We start from the raw sequence: 14983 nt of genomic DNA, 5'->3' as shown, positions 1-14983 counted from the left end.
CGAGGAGTCACCATGCACGGCACTCCGCACCTCGTCAGCGATGTCATGACCCGCACCGTCGCCGCCGTCGGCCGCGAGTCCCGCTTCAAGGAGATCGTGCAGCTGATGCAGGACCGGAAGATCAGCGCCCTGCCCGTCCTCGAAGGCGGGGGCCGGGTCGTCGGCGTCGTCTCCGAGGCCGATCTGCTGCCCAAGGAGGAGTTCCGCGACAGCGACCCCGACCGCCGCACCCAGCTGCGCCGCCTGACCGACCTGGCGAAGGCCGGCGCAGTCACCGCAGCCGAGCTGATGACCTCTCCGGCACTCACCGTTCGCCCGGACACGACACTCGCCCAGGCCGCCCGCACCATGGCGCACGCCAGGGTCAAGCGGCTGCCGGTGGTGGACGAACAGGGTCTGCTGGAGGGCATCGTCAGCAGGTCCGACCTGCTCAAGGTGTTCCTGCGCGATGACGAGGAGATCGCCGAGGAGGTGCGGCGCGAAGTGGTGCCGTACCTGTTCCCCACCCCCTCGTCGGCCATCCGTGTCGAGGTGCACGACGGAGCTGTCAGGCTGGTCGGCCGCGTCAGCGACCCGTACCTGATCCCCGTTGCCGCCAGGCTGGTACGCGGCGTCGAGGGCGTCGTGGACGTGGACTTCGTACCGGAGGAGCGAGGCGACTCGATCGGCTCGGACGCGAAGGCCGCACAGTCCTGAGATGCGGGGCTCAGACGCCCTGAGCGCTTCGAAAAGGTGCTCGGGGGGTATCACGGTTGTCCCGTGTCGGGGTCCAATGGGGTGAGGCAAGCCCTTCCGCACCCCGCTCCCGGCGAGAAGAGGCACGCAATGGATCCGTGGGTGATCTGGCTGATCGTCGCAGCCGTGCTGGCCGTGGCGGAGATCTTCACCCTGACGACCGCGCTCGGAATGCTGAGCGCGGCCGCGGGGGTCACGGCCGTCTCCGCCGCACTCGGGCTGCCGGTGCCCTTCCAGTTCCTGGTGTTCGCCGCCGTCGCCACCGTCACCGTGCTGTTCGTGCGCCCCGTCGCGGTGCGGCACCTGGTCCAGCCCCAGGCGGCACGATTCGGCGTGGACGCACTCGTCGGCAAGGCCGCCTATGTCGTCACGGAGGTGACGGACCTGGGCGGCAGGGTCCGTATCGACGGCGAGGAATGGACGGCCCGCCCCTACGACGAGACGCTGGTGATCCCCGCCGGAAAGACCGTCGACGTCATCGAGATCAGTGGTGCCACCGCGCTCGTCTACCCCCGGGAGTGAACCCATGGAAACCTCGGCGTTCCTGATTGCCGGTGTGATCCTCGCGTTGTTCGTCGTCTTCACCGTGGTGCGAGCGGTGCGCATCGTGCCGCAGGCGCGCGCTCGCAACGTCGAGCGGCTCGGCCGCTACCACCGCACCCTGACTCCCGGCCTGAGCCTGGTCATCCCCTACATCGACCGCGTTCACCCGCTGATCGACCTGCGCGAACAGGTCGTCTCCTTCAAACCGCAGCCGGTCATCACCGAGGACAATCTCGTCGTCGAGATCGACACGGTCCTGTACTTCCAGGTCACCGACCCGCGAGCGGCTTTCTACGAGATCGCCAACTTCCTCCAGGCGGTCGAGCAGCTCACCGTCACCACCTTGCGCAATGTCGTGGGATCCATGGACCTGGAGAAGACCCTCACCTCTCGGGACACCATCAACAGCCAGCTGCGTGGCGTGCTGGACGAGGCCACCGGCAAGTGGGGCCTGCGGGTCAACCGGGTGGAGATCAAGGCCATCGACCCGCCGCAGTCCATCAAGGACGCGATGCAGAAGCAGATGCGGGCCGAACGGGACAAGCGGGCCGCGATCCTCACCGCCGAGGGACAGCGCCAGTCGCAGATCCTCACCGCGGAGGGCGACAAGCAGTCGGCCGTGCTGCGCGCGGAGGGCAATCGCACCGCCGCGATCCTCCAGGCCGAGGGCCAGTCCCGGGCCATCGACGAGGTCTTCCAGGCCGTCCACCGCAACGACCCCGACCCCAAGCTGCTCGCCTGGCAGTACCTCCAGACCCTCCCCCAGCTCGCGCAGGGTGCGGGCAGTACCTTCTGGGTGATACCCAGCGAGGTCACCTCGGCACTCCAGGGCGTGTCCCGCGCCTTCACCGAGGCGCTTCCGCAGTCACCGGCCACCCGCGAGAAGCCCGCGGACGACAGGCCGGCCGATGCGGCGAGCGACACCGCCCAGGCCGCGCAGGCCGCGGCCGCCGCCCTCGCCGACGCGGCCCGGGCCGACCGCGCCACCCCCAGCTCCCTCCCGTCCACGTCTGCCGGCTGAGCACACACCTCTTGCCGTGCACGGCCCTCCCGCCTCCTGCCGTGCACGGCCTCCGACCGTGCTCAGCGCCAGCCCAGGGCCGGAGCGACGTGGGTCAGGATGCTCTCGATCACGTGGGCGTTGTAGGCGACCCCGAGCTGATTCGGCACGGTGAGCAGGAGGGTGTCGGCGGCGGCGACCGCTTCGTCGTCGGCGAGCTGCTTGACCAGCACGTCGGGTTCGGCGGCGTAGGAACGGCCGAAGATCGCGCGGGTGTCGGCGTCGATGTAGCCGATCTGGTCCTTGGAGTTGGCCTCACGGCCGAAGTAGGCGCGGTCACGGTCGTCGACCAGCGCGAAGATGCTGCGGCTGACCGACACCCGTGGCTCGCGGGTGTGCCCCGCCTCGCGCCAGGCTTCCCGGTAGACCTCGATCTGCTTGCGCTGCTGGACGTGCAGCGGTTCGCCGCTCTCGTCGTCCTTGAGGGTCGAGCTCTGCAGGTTCATCCCCAGCTTCGCCGCCCACGCCGCGGTGGCGTTCGAGCTGGATCCCCACCAGATACGGTCCCTGAGGCCTTCCGAGTGCGGCTCGATGCGCAGCAGCCCCGGCGGGTTGGAGAACATGGGACGGGGGTTGGGCTGCGCGAATCCCTCGCCCGTCAGCACGTCGAGGAGCCGTTCGGTGTGGGCGCGTGCCATGTCGGCGTCGGTGGCCCCCTCGGCGGGCAGATGCCCGAAGTGGCGCCAGCCGTCGATGACCTGCTCCGGGGATCCCCGGCTGATGCCGAGCTGGAGTCGGCCGCCGGAGATCAGGTCGGCGGCTCCGGCGTCCTCGGCCATGTACAGCGGGTTCTCGTAGCGCATGTCGATCACGCCGGTGCCGATCTCGATCGTGCTGGTACGCGCGCCGATCGCGGCGAGCAGCGGGAACGGTGAGGCGTGCTGCCGCGCGAAGTGATGGACTCGGAAGTACGCGCCGTCGGCGCCCAGCTCCTCCGCGGCGACCGCGAGGTCGATCGCCTGGAGAAGGGAGTCCGCTGCGGAGCGCGTCTGCGAGTGCGGCGACGGCGTCCAGTGCCCGAACGACAGGAACCCGATCTTTTTCATACCGCTTTCAACAATCAAGGTCGGCGTTCATTCCCGGGAGCCTCCTGCACCGAACGCCAGGGCCGCACCCCCTCACAAGGGCTCAGCCCCAGGCAGCCACCGGCACGAAGGAACTGTCCTGCCGGAACAGATCCGTCCCCGCGGTCCGTTCCACCCGGAGCTGGTAGTTGTAGTGGCGCAGGTAGTACCCGGGATAGTTGTACGACTCCCAGCGGATCGCCCCCGAGGACGAACCCGTGCGGGCGATGAACGTCGCGTCCTTGGCGAAGGTCGACGTGCCGTCGTTGGGGTCGAAGCGGCCGCGGAAGTCCCAGTGGCGCAGGTAGTTGCCCGAGGAGTCGCGGAAGGAGCAGCCGCCCGCGTCGGCGAGGCCCGCGACGACCGTGAAGGTGGACGCCGACTTCTCGGCGGCCGTGCTGGAGGCGGTCACCACCGGGAGGTTGAGCAGGGCGGACTGGTTCTGCCAGTACCGGGTCGGGTAGTTGGCCGACTGGAAGGAACGCGTGACGTTCTTCGCGAGCGAAGGTCCGCCGGACACCGTCTCCTTGATGACCGTGAAGTGGCGGGCGGTGCCGGAGACCACCGGCAGCGCGGTCGGGGCCGACCAGGTGGCGAAGGTGTCGTAGCTGTCGCTGTAGTAGTAGTTCCCGTCGCCGTAGCCGTCGAAGAAGATCCGCCAGGCGCCGTTGTCGAGCTGGATCACGGACGGGCCCTCGCGATAGCTGCCCCAGCCGGCCCAGTCGCCCGTCCGGGAGATCGTGTAGGGCCCGGTCAGGGAGGATGCCGTCGCGTACTCGATGTACTTCGTCGTCTCGTTCTTCGTGAAGGCGTGGTAGGTCGAGCCGGCCTTCACGATGTACGTGTCGATGTGGTTCGCGCCGATGCCGGACAGAGCCACCGGTGAACTCCAGGCCGTCAGCGCGGAGTTGGTGGCCTTCAGCCGGTACGGAGTGAAGATCCACTCGTCGCTGGTGACCGAGCAGGACACGATGACGTTGACGCTGCCGTCGCTGTCGACGAACCACTCCGGCGCCCACGCGCGGGACAGGTTGGCGATCGGGACCGTGTAGTCGTACAGGAAGGTCCAGTTGGCCCGGTCGGAGCTGCGTGCGAAGCCGATCGTGGTGCTGACGTCCTGCCAGGTGTGGGTCGTGTACGTGAGGTAGTAGTAGCCGTCGGTGTGCCTGAAGACGCTCGCGTCGCGGATCCTGTTGCTGGGCGGCGTGTAGGCGGAGGACTTGAGCAGCCGGAAGTCCGTGGCGTCGTCGGACTGGTAGACGTTGACGGTGCCGTCGTTGCTGTTGAGGAACGGCACGATCGTGTAGCGGGTGGCCGAGCCGCTGGGCGGGGCGGCGGCGAAGGCCGCGCCGGGCAGTCCGCCCAGCAGGACGGCGGAGGCGGGCAGGGCCGTCATCGCGCGCAGCAGGGTGCGACGGGACGGCGTGGGGGGTCGTGTGGTCACGGCGGCTCTCCCTGGGGCAAGGACACGGACAGCGCGGCTCTGCATGTCCGACATATCGAACACGGTTCGGGAAGTCGATCAGAAGGTAAGGCTGTGACTTGCACGCGTCAATGCTTTGCGCAGGACCTGCCGAGCCACGTGAGGCAGCTGTGGCGCCCGCCCGAACCGCCGCTCCCACGAGGGCCGTTCCGGCGAAGCGCTTTCCGACGTTACCGTTCAGTAGACAACGTCGGCCCGGAGCCCGGAGTCCCGAAGTCCCGGAGTTCCGGCGTCCCGGAGGTGGACCGTATGGCGTACGACCGTTCCGCAGGCCTGGTGGAGACCGCCCGTGCGCTGGCCGACGGCACGGTCACCTCCCGGGCACTCGTCGAGCAGACCCTGGCACGGATCGACGGCAGCCAGGAGACGCTCAACGCCTTCCGGATCGTACGGACCGAAACCGCCCTCGCCGAGGCCGAGGCCGCGGACGCCCGACTGGCCGCAGGCGTACGCAAACCCCTGCTCGGCGTGCCCGTCGCCGTCAAGGACGACATGGACGTGGCCGGTGAACCCACCGCGTTCGGCTGCCGGGGCGAGTTCCCGGCCGTCGCCAGGGACGGTGAGGCGGTACGGCGGCTGCGCGCGGCCGGGGCCGTGGTGGTCGGCAAGACCAACACCTGCGAGTTCGGGCAGTGGCCGTTCACCGAGGGACCGGCCTTCGGCGCCACCCGCAACCCGTGGAGCCCGGAACACACGCCGGGCGGCTCCTCCGGCGGGTCCGCCGCGGCCGTCGCCGCCGGTCTCGTGCCCGCCGCGCTCGGCTCGGACGGAGCCGGGTCGGTCCGCATCCCCGCTTCCTGGACCCATCTCATCGGCATCAAGCCGCAGCGCGGCCGCATCTCCACCTGGCCCCGCGGCGAGTCCTTCCAGGGCATCACCGTCAACGGCACACTCGCCCGCACGGTCGCCGACGCGGCCCTGCTGCTCGACGCGGCGAGCGGCAACCACGTCCTGGACCCGCACCGTCCGCCCGCCGTCGACGCCTCCGCGGCGGTCGGCCGCGATCCCGGCCGGCTGCGCATCGCGCTCGCGCTGAAGCCGCCGTTCACCGCGCTGCCCGCCAGACTCCAGCCGGACGTGCGGGCGCGGGTCGTCGAACTCGCCGAGAAACTGGGGGCCTTGGGGCACACCGTCGAGGAGGCCGATCCGCCGTACGGCCAGATCGGGCTCACCTTCGTCCCCCGCGCCACCGTCGGTCTCGCCGAACGGGTGCGGGAGGCTCCCTTCCCGGCGCTCCTGGACCGCCGCACCCGGGACGCGGCCCGGCTCGGCGGACTGCTCGGCGGGGTCCCGCTCAGGGCGGCGCGGCGCGCGGAGGCGCTCCTGCACCGCCGTATCGGCGGGTTCTTCACGTCGTACGACGTCGTCCTCGCCCCGACGACGGCCGCTCCCCCGCCGCGCATCGGGGCGATGCTCCGGCTGGGCGGGCTGGCCACGGACCGCGCGATGATCGCGGCCTGCCCCTACGCCTGGCCCTGGAACGTGCTGGGGTGGCCCGGGGTCAACGTCCCCGCCGGGTTCGTCGACGGCGGACTGCCCGTCGGCGCCCAGCTGCTCGGCCCCGCGAACAGCGAGCCGCTCCTGCTCTCCCTCGCCTCGCAACTGGAGGTCGAACTGCGCTGGCACGAGCGGTGGCCGCGGCCCGGCGTCACCGCGGATTCACCGGCCGCGTGAGCACCCCGGCCCGTACCCTGTGACCATGGACGATGCGTCGATGGTCGGGCTCATGGGGCGGGTCACGGGGACGATCGGGCCGGGGCTCGTCGGCGAGGTGATCGTCCGGGTGCGGGGCGGCGCCGAGCACTTCCTCGCCTACCCCGCCTCCGGCACCGACCGGATCGAGCGGGGCACGGTCGTCATGGTGGTGGAGTACCTGCCGCCGAGGACGGTCTACGTACAGGCGGCATACGACAGTTGAGCCTGCTCACGCGCACGTGAGAGGCGCGTGCATCAAGGTTTCGACAAGGATGCGCCGACGTCTTCTCCCGGGCCTCGAACAGGCGCACACTCCCTTCGTTCGGTGCCGAAAGGGCACCATGCAAAGGGGGCGTATGCCGATGGTTGTCGGCGTCGTGGCGGGGGTGGCCGTAGCTGCCGTCGCCGTTCTGATCGGTCTGTTCAAGATGATGTGGCGTGTCGCGGAACCCAACGAGGCACTGATCATCTCTGGTTCCAAGCACAGGACCGAGGGCCTCGAGGAGGGCATGGGATTCCGCATCGTCACCGGGCGCGGCACTTTGGTGCTGCCCGGTGTGCAGGCGGTGCGCAAGCTCTCGCTCGACCTGAACGAGACCGAACTGCACGTGGACTGCGTGACCCACCAGGGCATTCCGCTCAAGGTACGGGGCGTGGTCATCTTCAAGGTGGGCGACGACTTCGTGTCGATCGCCAACGCCGGTCGCCGGTTCCTCGACCAGCAGAAACTGATGTCCGAGCGGGTGCACAACGTGTTCGCCGGTCATCTGCGGTCCATCGTCGGCGGGTTGACCGTCGAGGACATGATCCGGGACCGGGAGAAGCTCACCGGGCAGACCCGGGCCGCCTGCGGCACCGAGATGGAGAAGCTGGGGCTCATCGTGGACTCCCTCCAGATCCACGAGATCGAGGACCCGACCGGGTACATCCAGAACCTGGCGATGCCGCACGCGGCGGCCGTCCAGCGGGACGCGCGCATCGCGCAGGCCGAGGCGAACCGGCTGGCCACCGAGGCCGAACAGCAGTCGTTCGCGCGGATGGCGCAGGCCACCCGGGACAGCGAGATCCTGCAGGCCGGCTACCAGGCCGAGCGCGACAAGGCGGGCGCCAAGGCGCGCCAGGCAGGGCCGCTCGCCGACGCCGCCGCCCGGCAGGAGGTCGTCGTCCAGGAGACCAGGGTCGCCGAACTCGAGGCGCACCGGCGCGAACAGCAGCTCCAGGCCGACGTCCGCAAGCCGGCGGACGCCAAGGCCTACGAGAAGCGCACGCTCGCCGAGGCGGAGCGCGACGCGCGGATCTCCGCGGCCGAGGCCAAGGCGAAGGAGACCGAGCTCGCGGCGGCCGCCGAGGCCACCCGGGTCAAGACGGCCGCGGGTGCCGAGGCCGAGGCGACCAAGGCGCGGGGCACGGCCATGGCCGCGTCCACCCGGGCCACCGGTGAGGCCGAGGCCGCCGCGGCCCAGGCCAGGGGCCTGGCCGAGGCGGAGGCCGCGAAGGCGAAGGGTCTCGCGGAGGCGGAGGCCATCAAGGCCCGCGCCGCCGCGCTCGCCGAGAACCAGGAGGCGGTGGTCGCCCAGCAACTGGCCGAGAACTGGCCGGAGATCGTCAAGGCGGGCGCGTCCGCGTTCGGCAACGTCGACAACATGGTGGTGCTCAACGGCGCCGACGGCATGGCGGACATGTTCGCCAAGGCGCTCACCATGGGCGGCACCGGACTGGGCCTGGCCCGTCAGCTGCTGGCGTCGATGAACCAGAACGGGCAGACGCCCACCGGCACTTCGCTCAACGGGGTGGCCGCGCCGCCGCCCGCCCAGAAGGTGCCGGTCCAGGAGTAGGGGACGGGCGGTCCGGGGCCCTTTACGGCAAGGGCCCCGGACCGCCCGCGTTCACCGCGCGAGCAGGGTGGCACCCAGGCCGGTCAGGGCGAGGACCTTCGCGATCTCGAAGGCGATGTAGACGAGGTGTCCGCGCGAGCGGGGCAGGTCCTCGCCGGCCAGGACACGGTCGGAGCGGCGGTTCAACCGGGGCCGGACCACGGCGAGTTGACCGACGAGCAGCACCAGCACCGCCACGGTCCACGCGATGACCGGGGCCGGTGCGTCGCCGACGGCGACCAGTACGGCCACCGCGGCGGCCAGGACGCTCTCCACCAGGTTCAGGGCCCGGAAGACCAGGCGGCCGATGCCCAGACCGACCTGGATCGTCACTCCCGGGGCACGGAACTTCAGCGGCGCCTCCAGGAAGGAGATCGCCAGCACCATCCCGAGCCACACGAAGGTGACCGCGCCCGCCGCTTCGTTCATCCGACCGACCGTACTACTCCCCCGGTTCGGCGGACGCCATAAGGTGCCCCCGTGACTGCGTTTACCGATGAGAACGTCCCCGGCCGCTTCGGCGCCACCGCCACCACCGAGGCCGACCCCCGCGAGGTGGGCCGGGTGCGCACCGAGTACTCCCCCGCGCACGACGGCGACCCCGACCCCGGCGAGATCGTGTGGACCTGGGTGCCCTTCGAGGAGAACGACGGCCGCGGCAAGGACCGTCCCGTGCTCGTGGTGGCCCGGGAGGCGGCCGGCACCGTCCTCGCCGTCCAGCTGTCGAGCAAGCGGCACGACGGGGACCGGGAGTGGGTGCCGATCGGCGGCGGCCCCTGGGACCGGACCGGCCGGGACTCCTGGGTGGACGTCGACCGCATCCTGCGCCTCCACGAGGCCGGCATGCGCCGGGAGGCGTGCGCGCTGGACCGGGGCCGGTTCAACCTGGTCAGGCAGCGGCTGCACGAGCGGTACGGCTGGACCTGACCGCCGGCCCGGCCGTGGTACGGGGCCCGCGAAGGCCCGTACGAAGACCTCCTGACCGCCGGCCCCGCCGCGGCACGGGCCCGCGAACGCGTACGAACGCCTCCTGACCGTTAGCCCCGCTGCGGCACGGGCTCCGCGAACGCCCGTGCGAACGCTTCCCGCACCACCGCTCCCCGCGTCCGGTCCAGCACCCCGAACACCACGTGCTCGAAGGCACCGCCGAACCGTCCGCCGGGGGCGAGCAGTGTCCGGAACGCCCCCGCCACCTGTGCGGGGTCGTTCTGGAAGACCCCGCAGCCCCAGGCACCGAGGACCAGCCGCCGGTACCCCTGCGCCACGGCCACCGAGAGCACCCGCTCGGCCCGTGCCGCGAGCGCTGCCGGCAGCTCGGCGACACGCTCGGGTGCCGTCCGCCGGACCACTCCCGCGTTCGGGGCGGCCGCGGTCAGGAAGCCCACGAGGTACGCCGGGTCCAGCAGGTCGCCGCGGTCGTCCCGGAAGACGGGCACGCCCGGTGAGTGGATGACCCGGTCGGTGTAGAACGGGTCGCGGTGGGCCCGGTGGTGGTCGTAGAACTCGCGGGCCCGGAGCTGGCAGGTGTACAGGGCGGAGGCACGGCACAGGGCCTCTTCCTGGGCCTGGGCGCCGTTCAGGTACCCGCCGCCCGGATTGCGGGCCGAGGCGAAGTTCAGCACGGCCGTCCGGCCGCCGAGCCGGCGGGCCGCTTCCAGGCTGCTCTCCGCCGTGACCTCGAAGCGCGTGTGCACGGCGGTGAAGTCCGGCACCGGCACGGGCTCCGGGCCGTACATCCGCGTCCCCGCCCGCGCCGCCTCGATCGCGGCGGCCACGGAGACCTCGCGCCCGTCCGGCGCGCGGTAGTGCCCCGCCGCGACGATCCGTTCCGTCTCCTGCGCGATCGCGCGCAGACGCGCGCTCATGGCGCCACCCCCGTGAGCGCCATGACCGCACGTCGCGCGGTCTCCCCCGTTGTGCCCATGCAGGAATCGTGGGTGATGCCGGTGGTGCGGTGCAACAGAGTTTCCGGCACCCGCCAGAACCGGAAAACACCTCGAAAACCCCGGGAGAACGGAGATCCACAGCCCCTAATGCAAGGATGTGCCCCCTTGTGCGGAACGAGATGAGGGTCTTGGGTGGGACGAGCGTTGCCGGTCCGACCCACCATGATCCCCGGACCGGTGGCATGGTGGAATCTCAGGAGGATCCCGACATGTCCGACTCACTGGGCGACTGTACGAAGCCTCGTACGTCGCTCCCCGAAGCAGAGCTCGAGGCTCTGGTCCGGGGCATCTGCTTCAAGACCGGCCCACCCCGCCGCATCGGGGTGGAAGTGGAATGGCTCGTCCACGAGCTGCGCGACCCGCGGCTCCCCGTGACACCCGAACGACTCGCGGCGGCGTACGCCGCACTGCGGACCGTGCCCCTGAAGGCGGCGCTCACCGTCGAACCCGGCGGCCAGCTGGAGCTGAGCTCGCAGCCCGCCGACTCCCTGATGGAGTGCATCGGTACCGTCTCCGCCGACCTGGCCGCCGTACGGGCGGCCCTCGCCGAGCACGGTCTCGGCCTCGTCGGTCTCGGCCACGACCCCTGGCATCCGCCCCGCAGATACCTGCGGGAACCTCGTTACGACGCCATGGAGACCTGCCTGGACCGCACAGGACCGGCAGGCCGCGCCATGATGTGCACCTCGGCCTCCGTGCAGGTGTGCGTGGACGCGGGGTACGAGGAGCCCGGCCCCCTGGGCCTGGGACGCCGCTGGTGGCTGGCGCACCAGCTGGGCCCGGTCCTGGTGGCCGCCTTCGCCAACTCCCCGCTCGCCCGTTCCGAGCCCACCGGCTGGCTCTCGACCCGCCAGCTGCGCTGGACGCAGATCGGCAAGGGCCGGGCCGGCGGTCCGTCCCTGGACACCGACCCCCGTACCGCCTGGGCCCGGCACGTCCTGGACGCGCCGGTGATGTGCCTGAGGCGGGACAGCGGCCCCTGGGACGTCCCCGAAGGGCTCACCTTCCGGGAGTGGGCCAGGTCGGGGACGCCGCGCCAGCCGACCCGGGAGGATCTCGACTACCACGTCTCGACCCTGTTCCCGCCGGTCAGACCGCGCGGCCATCTGGAACTGCGCATGATCGACGCCCAGCCCGGCGAGGACGGCTGGATCGTCCCGCTCGCCCTGACGGCGGCGCTGTTCGACGACCCGGAGGCCGCCGAGACCGCCTACCGGGTGGTCAAACCGCTGGCCGAACGCACCCTGTCGCTGCCCGCCCCGCACAACCCGCTGTGGAACGACGCGGCCCGCCACGGCCTCGCCGACCCGGAACTGCACGGGGCGGCGATCGCGTGCTTCGCGGCGGCCCTGGAGGCCCTGCCCCGGCTGGGCGCCACCACCGGGGTCACCGACGCCGTGGGCGCGTATCTGCACCGCTATGTGATCCGGGGCCGCTGCCCCGCCGACGATCTGCTGGACCGGACGCACGGTTCGCTCGGGAAGGAAGTCCGCACATGACCGACCCCTCTGTCGACCTGTCCGCCGATCCCGAGACGTTCCGTGCGCGGGCGGTGTCCACGCTCGTGACCGCCCGGGCGCGCACGACCCTCCTCACCAGCTGCGTGGAGGACCCGGACCTGACCGCACAGCACTCGCCGCTCATGTCGCCGCTCGTGTGGGACCTCGCCCACATCGGCAACCAGGAGGAGCAGTGGCTGCTGCGGACGGTCGCCGGGCAGGAGGCGATACGGCCGGAGATCGACGGCATCTACGACGCCTTCGAGCACCCGCGCTCCGAGCGCCCCACCCTGCCCCTGCTGTCGCCCGCCGAGTCCCGGCGCTACGCGGCGGAGGTGCGCGGCCGGGTCCTGGACGTCCTGGAGAGCAGCGCGCTGCACGGGACCCGGCTCACCGAGGCGGGATTCGCCTTCGGGATGATCGCCCAGCACGAACAGCAGCACGACGAGACGATGCTGATCACCCATCAGCTCCGCAAGGGGCCCCAGGCCCTGACCGCCCCGGACCCGGAGCCGGCCCCGCTGTTCACCGGGCCGGCCGAAGTCCTCGTCCCCGGCGGCCCGTTCACCATGGGCACCTCCGACGAGCCCTGGGCCCTGGACAACGAACGCCCCGCGCACCGGCGGGAGGTGGAGGCCTTCTACATCGACACCACTCCGGTGACGAACGCCGAGTACCAGGCCTTCATCGAGGACGGCGGCTACGGGAACGAGCGCTGGTGGGCCCCGGCCGGCTGGGCGCACATCCGCGCCCACTCCCTCCACGCGCCGCTGTTCTGGAGCCGGGACGGCAGGCAGTGGCTGCGCAGGCGCTTCGGTGTCACCGAGGTCGTGCCGCCCGACGAGCCGGTGGTCCACGTGTCCTGGTACGAGGCCGACGCCTACGCCCGCTGGGCCGGACGGCGGCTGCCGACCGAGGCGGAGTGGGAGAAGGCGGCCCGCCACGACCCGGCCGGTGACCGCTCGATGCGCTACCCGTGGGGCGACGCCGACCCGGCGCCCGAGCACGCCAACCTGGGCCAGCGCCATCTGCGGCCCGCCCCCGCCGGCAGCTACCCGGAGGGCGAGTCACCGCTCGGGGTACGGCAGTTGATCGGTGACGTGTGGGAGTGGACGGCGAGCGATTTCGAGCCCTATCCCGGGTTCCAGGCGTTCCCCTACAAGGAGTACTCGGAGGTCTTCTTCGGCCCCGACCACAAGGTGCTGCGGGGCGGTTCGTTCGCCGTGGACCCGGTGGCCTGCCGTGGCACGTTCCGCAACTGGGACTACCCGATCCGTCGGCAGATCTTCTCCGGCTTCCGCACAGCGCGTTCCACGGGGGCCGTCTGATGTGCCGTCACCTGGCGTACGTGGGACCCGGCGAGCCGCTCGGCCGGCTCCTCGTGGAGCCCTCGCACGGCCTGTACCACCAGTCGTGGGCACCGCGCCGGCAGCGGTACGGCACCGTCAACGCCGACGGTTTCGGGGTCGGTTGGTACGCCGAAGGCGACCCCGTCCCGGCCCGGTACCGGCGGGCCGGGCCCATCTGGGCCGACCTGTCCTTCGCGGATCTCGCCCGGGTCGTGCGCAGCACCGCGGTCCTGGCCGCCGTGCGGGACGCGACCCTGGCCGGAGCCGACGCCGAGGCCGCCGCGGCCCCGTACTCCGCCGGATCCTGGCTGTTCAGCCACAACGGCGCGATCAAGGGCTGGCCGGGCTCACTGGCGCCCCTGACCGCCACGCTCCCCCCGGCGGAACTGCTGTCCATGGAGGCCCGCAACGACTCGGCGTTCGTGTGGGCCCTGGTCCTGAACCGGCTGCGCGGCGGCGACGAGGAGGGCCAGGCACTGGCCGACACGGTCCTGGAGGTCGCCGAGGCGGCACCCGGCTCCCGGCTCAACCTCCTGCTCACCAACGGGGAGGCCATCGCGGCGACCGCCTGGGGCGACACCCTCTGGTACCTCCAGCGGCCGGGCGCCGGCACGGTCGTGGCCTCCGAGCCGTACGACGACGATCCGCACTGGCGGGAGGTGCCCGACCGCACGCTGCTCGCGGCGAGCCGCACCGATGTCCTGCTGACGCCCCTGAAGTCCCTGGAACCACTCGAGGAGCCCCGCACGTGAGTCCGTTCCTGCTGACCCGCACCCTGCCCGAGGACGCCACCGAGGCCGCCCTGCGCGCCGACGTCCTCAAGGGCCTGACGCACACGCCCAAGACGCTGCCGCCGAAGTGGTTCTACGACGCCCACGGCAGCGAACTCTTCGAGCGGATCACCGAGTTGCCCGAGTACTACCCGACCCGTGCCGAACGGGAGATCCTCGTCGCGCGCTCCGGCGAGATCGCCGCGGCGACCGGCGCCCGCACCCTGGTCGAGCTGGGCTCGGGCTCGTCGGAGAAGACCCGGTACCTGCTCGACGCCCTGACCGGGCTGCACACGTACGTGCCGGTCGACGTCAGCGAGAGCGCGCTGACCCAGGCCGGGCACGCGCTCATCGCCCAGCGGCCGGAGCTGAGCGTGCACGCGCTCATCGCCGACTTCACGGGCGGTCTGACCCTGCCGGGGACGCCGGGTCCGCGCCTGGTGGCCTTCCTCGGCGGCACGATCGGCAACCTGCTGCCGGTCGAGCGCGCCGCGTTCCTGTCCTCCGTGCGCGCCCTGCTCTCCCCCGGTGACGCGCTGCTGCTCGGCACGGACCTCGTCAAGGACGAGAACGTGCTGGTCAGGGCGTACGACGACGCGGCCGGGGTGACGGCCGCGTTCAACAAGAACGTGCTGACGGTCGTGAACCGTGAGCTGGGCGCGGACTTCGATCCGGGCGCCTTCGACCACGTGGCCCTGTGGGACGCCGAGAACGAGTGGATCGAGATGCGCCTGCGCTCCCGCACGGAGCAGACCGTGAAGGTCCCGGCGCTCGACCTGGCCGTGGACTTCGCGGCGGACGAGGAGCTGTACACCGAGATCTCGGCGAAGTTCCGCAAGGAGGGCGTCAGCAGTGAACTGTCGTCCGCCGGGCTGGAGTTGGCGCACTGGTGGACGGACGAACAGGGGCGTTTCGCGCTCTCGCTGAGCGTGGTCCGGTAACAGACCGAGGGTGGGGGCCGGTTC

Annotated in this window: 15 protein-coding genes; 11 read left to right on the top strand and 4 right to left on the bottom strand. The window is 71.5% G+C overall.

Going from position 1 to position 14983, the window contains the following annotated elements:
- The first annotated feature begins 12 nt into the window (after positions 1-12).
- The 3 genes from M2163_RS40720 to M2163_RS40710 all read left to right on the top strand — a co-directional run bounded on the left by M2163_RS40720 (position 13) and on the right by M2163_RS40710 (position 2299).
- A complete protein-coding gene (locus tag M2163_RS40720; protein WP_280896531.1) occupies positions 13-696 on the top strand; it encodes a CBS domain-containing protein in 684 nt (227 codons plus the stop codon).
- 129 nt (positions 697-825) lie between these two features.
- Positions 826-1257: an NfeD family protein gene (locus M2163_RS40715; RefSeq protein WP_280847849.1), complete on the top strand. Its 432-nt coding sequence runs from the start codon at positions 826-828 to the stop codon at positions 1255-1257.
- 4 nt (positions 1258-1261) lie between these two features.
- On the top strand, positions 1262-2299 hold the full coding sequence (locus tag M2163_RS40710; RefSeq protein WP_280847850.1) for an SPFH domain-containing protein: 1038 nt from the start codon (positions 1262-1264) through the stop codon (positions 2297-2299).
- Between the two features lie 62 nt (positions 2300-2361).
- Here the strand turns inward: M2163_RS40710 and M2163_RS40705 are convergent, their stop codons facing one another.
- Together M2163_RS40705 and M2163_RS40700 are read right to left on the bottom strand one after the other, a co-directional pair.
- A complete protein-coding gene (locus M2163_RS40705; RefSeq protein ID WP_280896530.1) occupies positions 2362-3384 on the bottom strand; it encodes an LLM class flavin-dependent oxidoreductase in 1023 nt (340 codons plus the stop codon).
- Positions 3385-3466: 82 nt separating this feature from the next.
- Positions 3467-4846 carry a glycoside hydrolase family 43 protein gene (locus tag M2163_RS40700; RefSeq protein WP_280896529.1) on the bottom strand — a complete coding sequence of 460 codons (1380 nt, stop codon included), beginning with the start codon at positions 4844-4846 and terminating at the stop codon, positions 3467-3469.
- 288 nt (positions 4847-5134) lie between these two features.
- Here M2163_RS40700 and M2163_RS40695 point away from each other — a divergent pair, with 288 nt between their 5' ends.
- The 3 genes from M2163_RS40695 (at position 5135) to M2163_RS40685 (ending at position 8415) form a co-directional block, all read left to right on the top strand.
- The gene (locus M2163_RS40695; RefSeq protein WP_280896528.1) at positions 5135-6559 is read left to right on the top strand and encodes an amidase; all 1425 of its coding nucleotides are present in this window, start codon (positions 5135-5137) and stop codon (positions 6557-6559) included.
- A 25-nt stretch (positions 6560-6584) separates the two neighbouring features.
- Entirely contained in the window at positions 6585-6803 is a 219-nt protein-coding gene (locus M2163_RS40690) for a hypothetical protein (protein WP_030044637.1), read from the top strand.
- Between the two features lie 133 nt (positions 6804-6936).
- The gene (locus M2163_RS40685) at positions 6937-8415 is read left to right on the top strand and encodes a flotillin family protein (RefSeq protein ID WP_280896527.1); all 1479 of its coding nucleotides are present in this window, start codon (positions 6937-6939) and stop codon (positions 8413-8415) included.
- A 51-nt stretch (positions 8416-8466) separates the two neighbouring features.
- Here M2163_RS40685 and M2163_RS40680 read toward each other — a convergent pair whose 3' ends face one another.
- Positions 8467-8883, bottom strand: coding sequence for a hypothetical protein (locus tag M2163_RS40680; RefSeq protein WP_280896526.1), 417 nt, complete (start codon positions 8881-8883; stop codon positions 8467-8469).
- A 51-nt stretch (positions 8884-8934) separates the two neighbouring features.
- Between M2163_RS40680 and M2163_RS40675 the strand changes: the two genes are divergently transcribed.
- Entirely contained in the window at positions 8935-9381 is a 447-nt protein-coding gene (locus M2163_RS40675) for a type II toxin-antitoxin system PemK/MazF family toxin (protein ID WP_280896525.1), read from the top strand.
- 110 nt (positions 9382-9491) lie between these two features.
- Here the strand turns inward: M2163_RS40675 and M2163_RS40670 are convergent, their stop codons facing one another.
- Complete coding sequence (locus M2163_RS40670; RefSeq protein WP_280896524.1) at positions 9492-10319, bottom strand: TIGR02452 family protein; 828 nt, start codon at positions 10317-10319, stop codon at positions 9492-9494.
- A gap of 290 nt (positions 10320-10609) precedes the next feature.
- On the opposite strand from M2163_RS40670, the gene egtA reads away from it, so the two are divergent.
- From egtA to egtD, 4 genes are read left to right on the top strand one after another with little or no spacing between them, the layout of a single operon-like run.
- Positions 10610-11899 (top strand): ergothioneine biosynthesis glutamate--cysteine ligase EgtA, encoded by a 1290-nt coding sequence (gene egtA, locus M2163_RS40665; protein ID WP_280896523.1) that lies wholly within the window; start codon positions 10610-10612, stop codon positions 11897-11899.
- A complete protein-coding gene (gene egtB / locus M2163_RS40660) occupies positions 11896-13227 on the top strand; it encodes an ergothioneine biosynthesis protein EgtB (RefSeq protein WP_280896522.1) in 1332 nt (443 codons plus the stop codon). Before egtA ends, egtB begins: the two co-directional genes overlap by 4 nt.
- Entirely contained in the window at positions 13227-14000 is a 774-nt protein-coding gene (gene egtC, locus M2163_RS40655; RefSeq protein ID WP_280896521.1) for an ergothioneine biosynthesis protein EgtC, read from the top strand. The genes egtB and egtC overlap by 1 nt, the downstream gene beginning before the upstream one ends.
- Complete coding sequence (gene egtD, locus M2163_RS40650) at positions 13997-14959, top strand: L-histidine N(alpha)-methyltransferase (RefSeq protein WP_280896520.1); 963 nt, start codon at positions 13997-13999, stop codon at positions 14957-14959. Before egtC ends, egtD begins: the two co-directional genes overlap by 4 nt.
- The last annotated feature ends 24 nt before the right edge of the window (positions 14960-14983 follow it).

This window comes from Streptomyces sp. SAI-135, from assembly GCF_029893805.1.
Taxonomy (GTDB): Bacteria; Actinomycetota; Actinomycetes; order Streptomycetales; family Streptomycetaceae; genus Streptomyces.
The sequence above is the reverse complement of the archived record's forward strand: the minus strand, read 5'-3'. Positions and strand labels throughout refer to the sequence as shown.

What these genes read in the sequence shown, in the direction of transcription:
- M2163_RS40715 (WP_280847849.1), top strand. Translation starts at nt 826, where the DNA reads ATGGATCCGTGGGTGATCTGGCTGATCGTCGCAGCCGTGCTGGCCGTG.
- M2163_RS40680 (WP_280896526.1), bottom strand. Translation starts at nt 8,883, where the DNA reads ATGAACGAAGCGGCGGGCGCGGTCACCTTCGTGTGGCTCGGGATGGTG.
- egtA (WP_280896523.1), top strand. Translation starts at nt 10,610, where the DNA reads ATGTCCGACTCACTGGGCGACTGTACGAAGCCTCGTACGTCGCTCCCC.
- egtC (WP_280896521.1), top strand. Translation starts at nt 13,227, where the DNA reads ATGTGCCGTCACCTGGCGTACGTGGGACCCGGCGAGCCGCTCGGCCGG.
- M2163_RS40690 (WP_030044637.1), top strand. Translation starts at nt 6,585, where the DNA reads ATGGACGATGCGTCGATGGTCGGGCTCATGGGGCGGGTCACGGGGACG.
- M2163_RS40685 (WP_280896527.1), top strand. Translation starts at nt 6,937, where the DNA reads ATGCCGATGGTTGTCGGCGTCGTGGCGGGGGTGGCCGTAGCTGCCGTC.
- M2163_RS40695 (WP_280896528.1), top strand. Translation starts at nt 5,135, where the DNA reads ATGGCGTACGACCGTTCCGCAGGCCTGGTGGAGACCGCCCGTGCGCTG.
- M2163_RS40670 (WP_280896524.1), bottom strand. Translation starts at nt 10,319, where the DNA reads ATGAGCGCGCGTCTGCGCGCGATCGCGCAGGAGACGGAACGGATCGTC.
- M2163_RS40710 (WP_280847850.1), top strand. Translation starts at nt 1,262, where the DNA reads ATGGAAACCTCGGCGTTCCTGATTGCCGGTGTGATCCTCGCGTTGTTC.
- M2163_RS40720 (WP_280896531.1), top strand. Translation starts at nt 13, where the DNA reads ATGCACGGCACTCCGCACCTCGTCAGCGATGTCATGACCCGCACCGTC.
- egtB (WP_280896522.1), top strand. Translation starts at nt 11,896, where the DNA reads ATGACCGACCCCTCTGTCGACCTGTCCGCCGATCCCGAGACGTTCCGT.
- M2163_RS40705 (WP_280896530.1), bottom strand. Translation starts at nt 3,384, where the DNA reads ATGAAAAAGATCGGGTTCCTGTCGTTCGGGCACTGGACGCCGTCGCCG.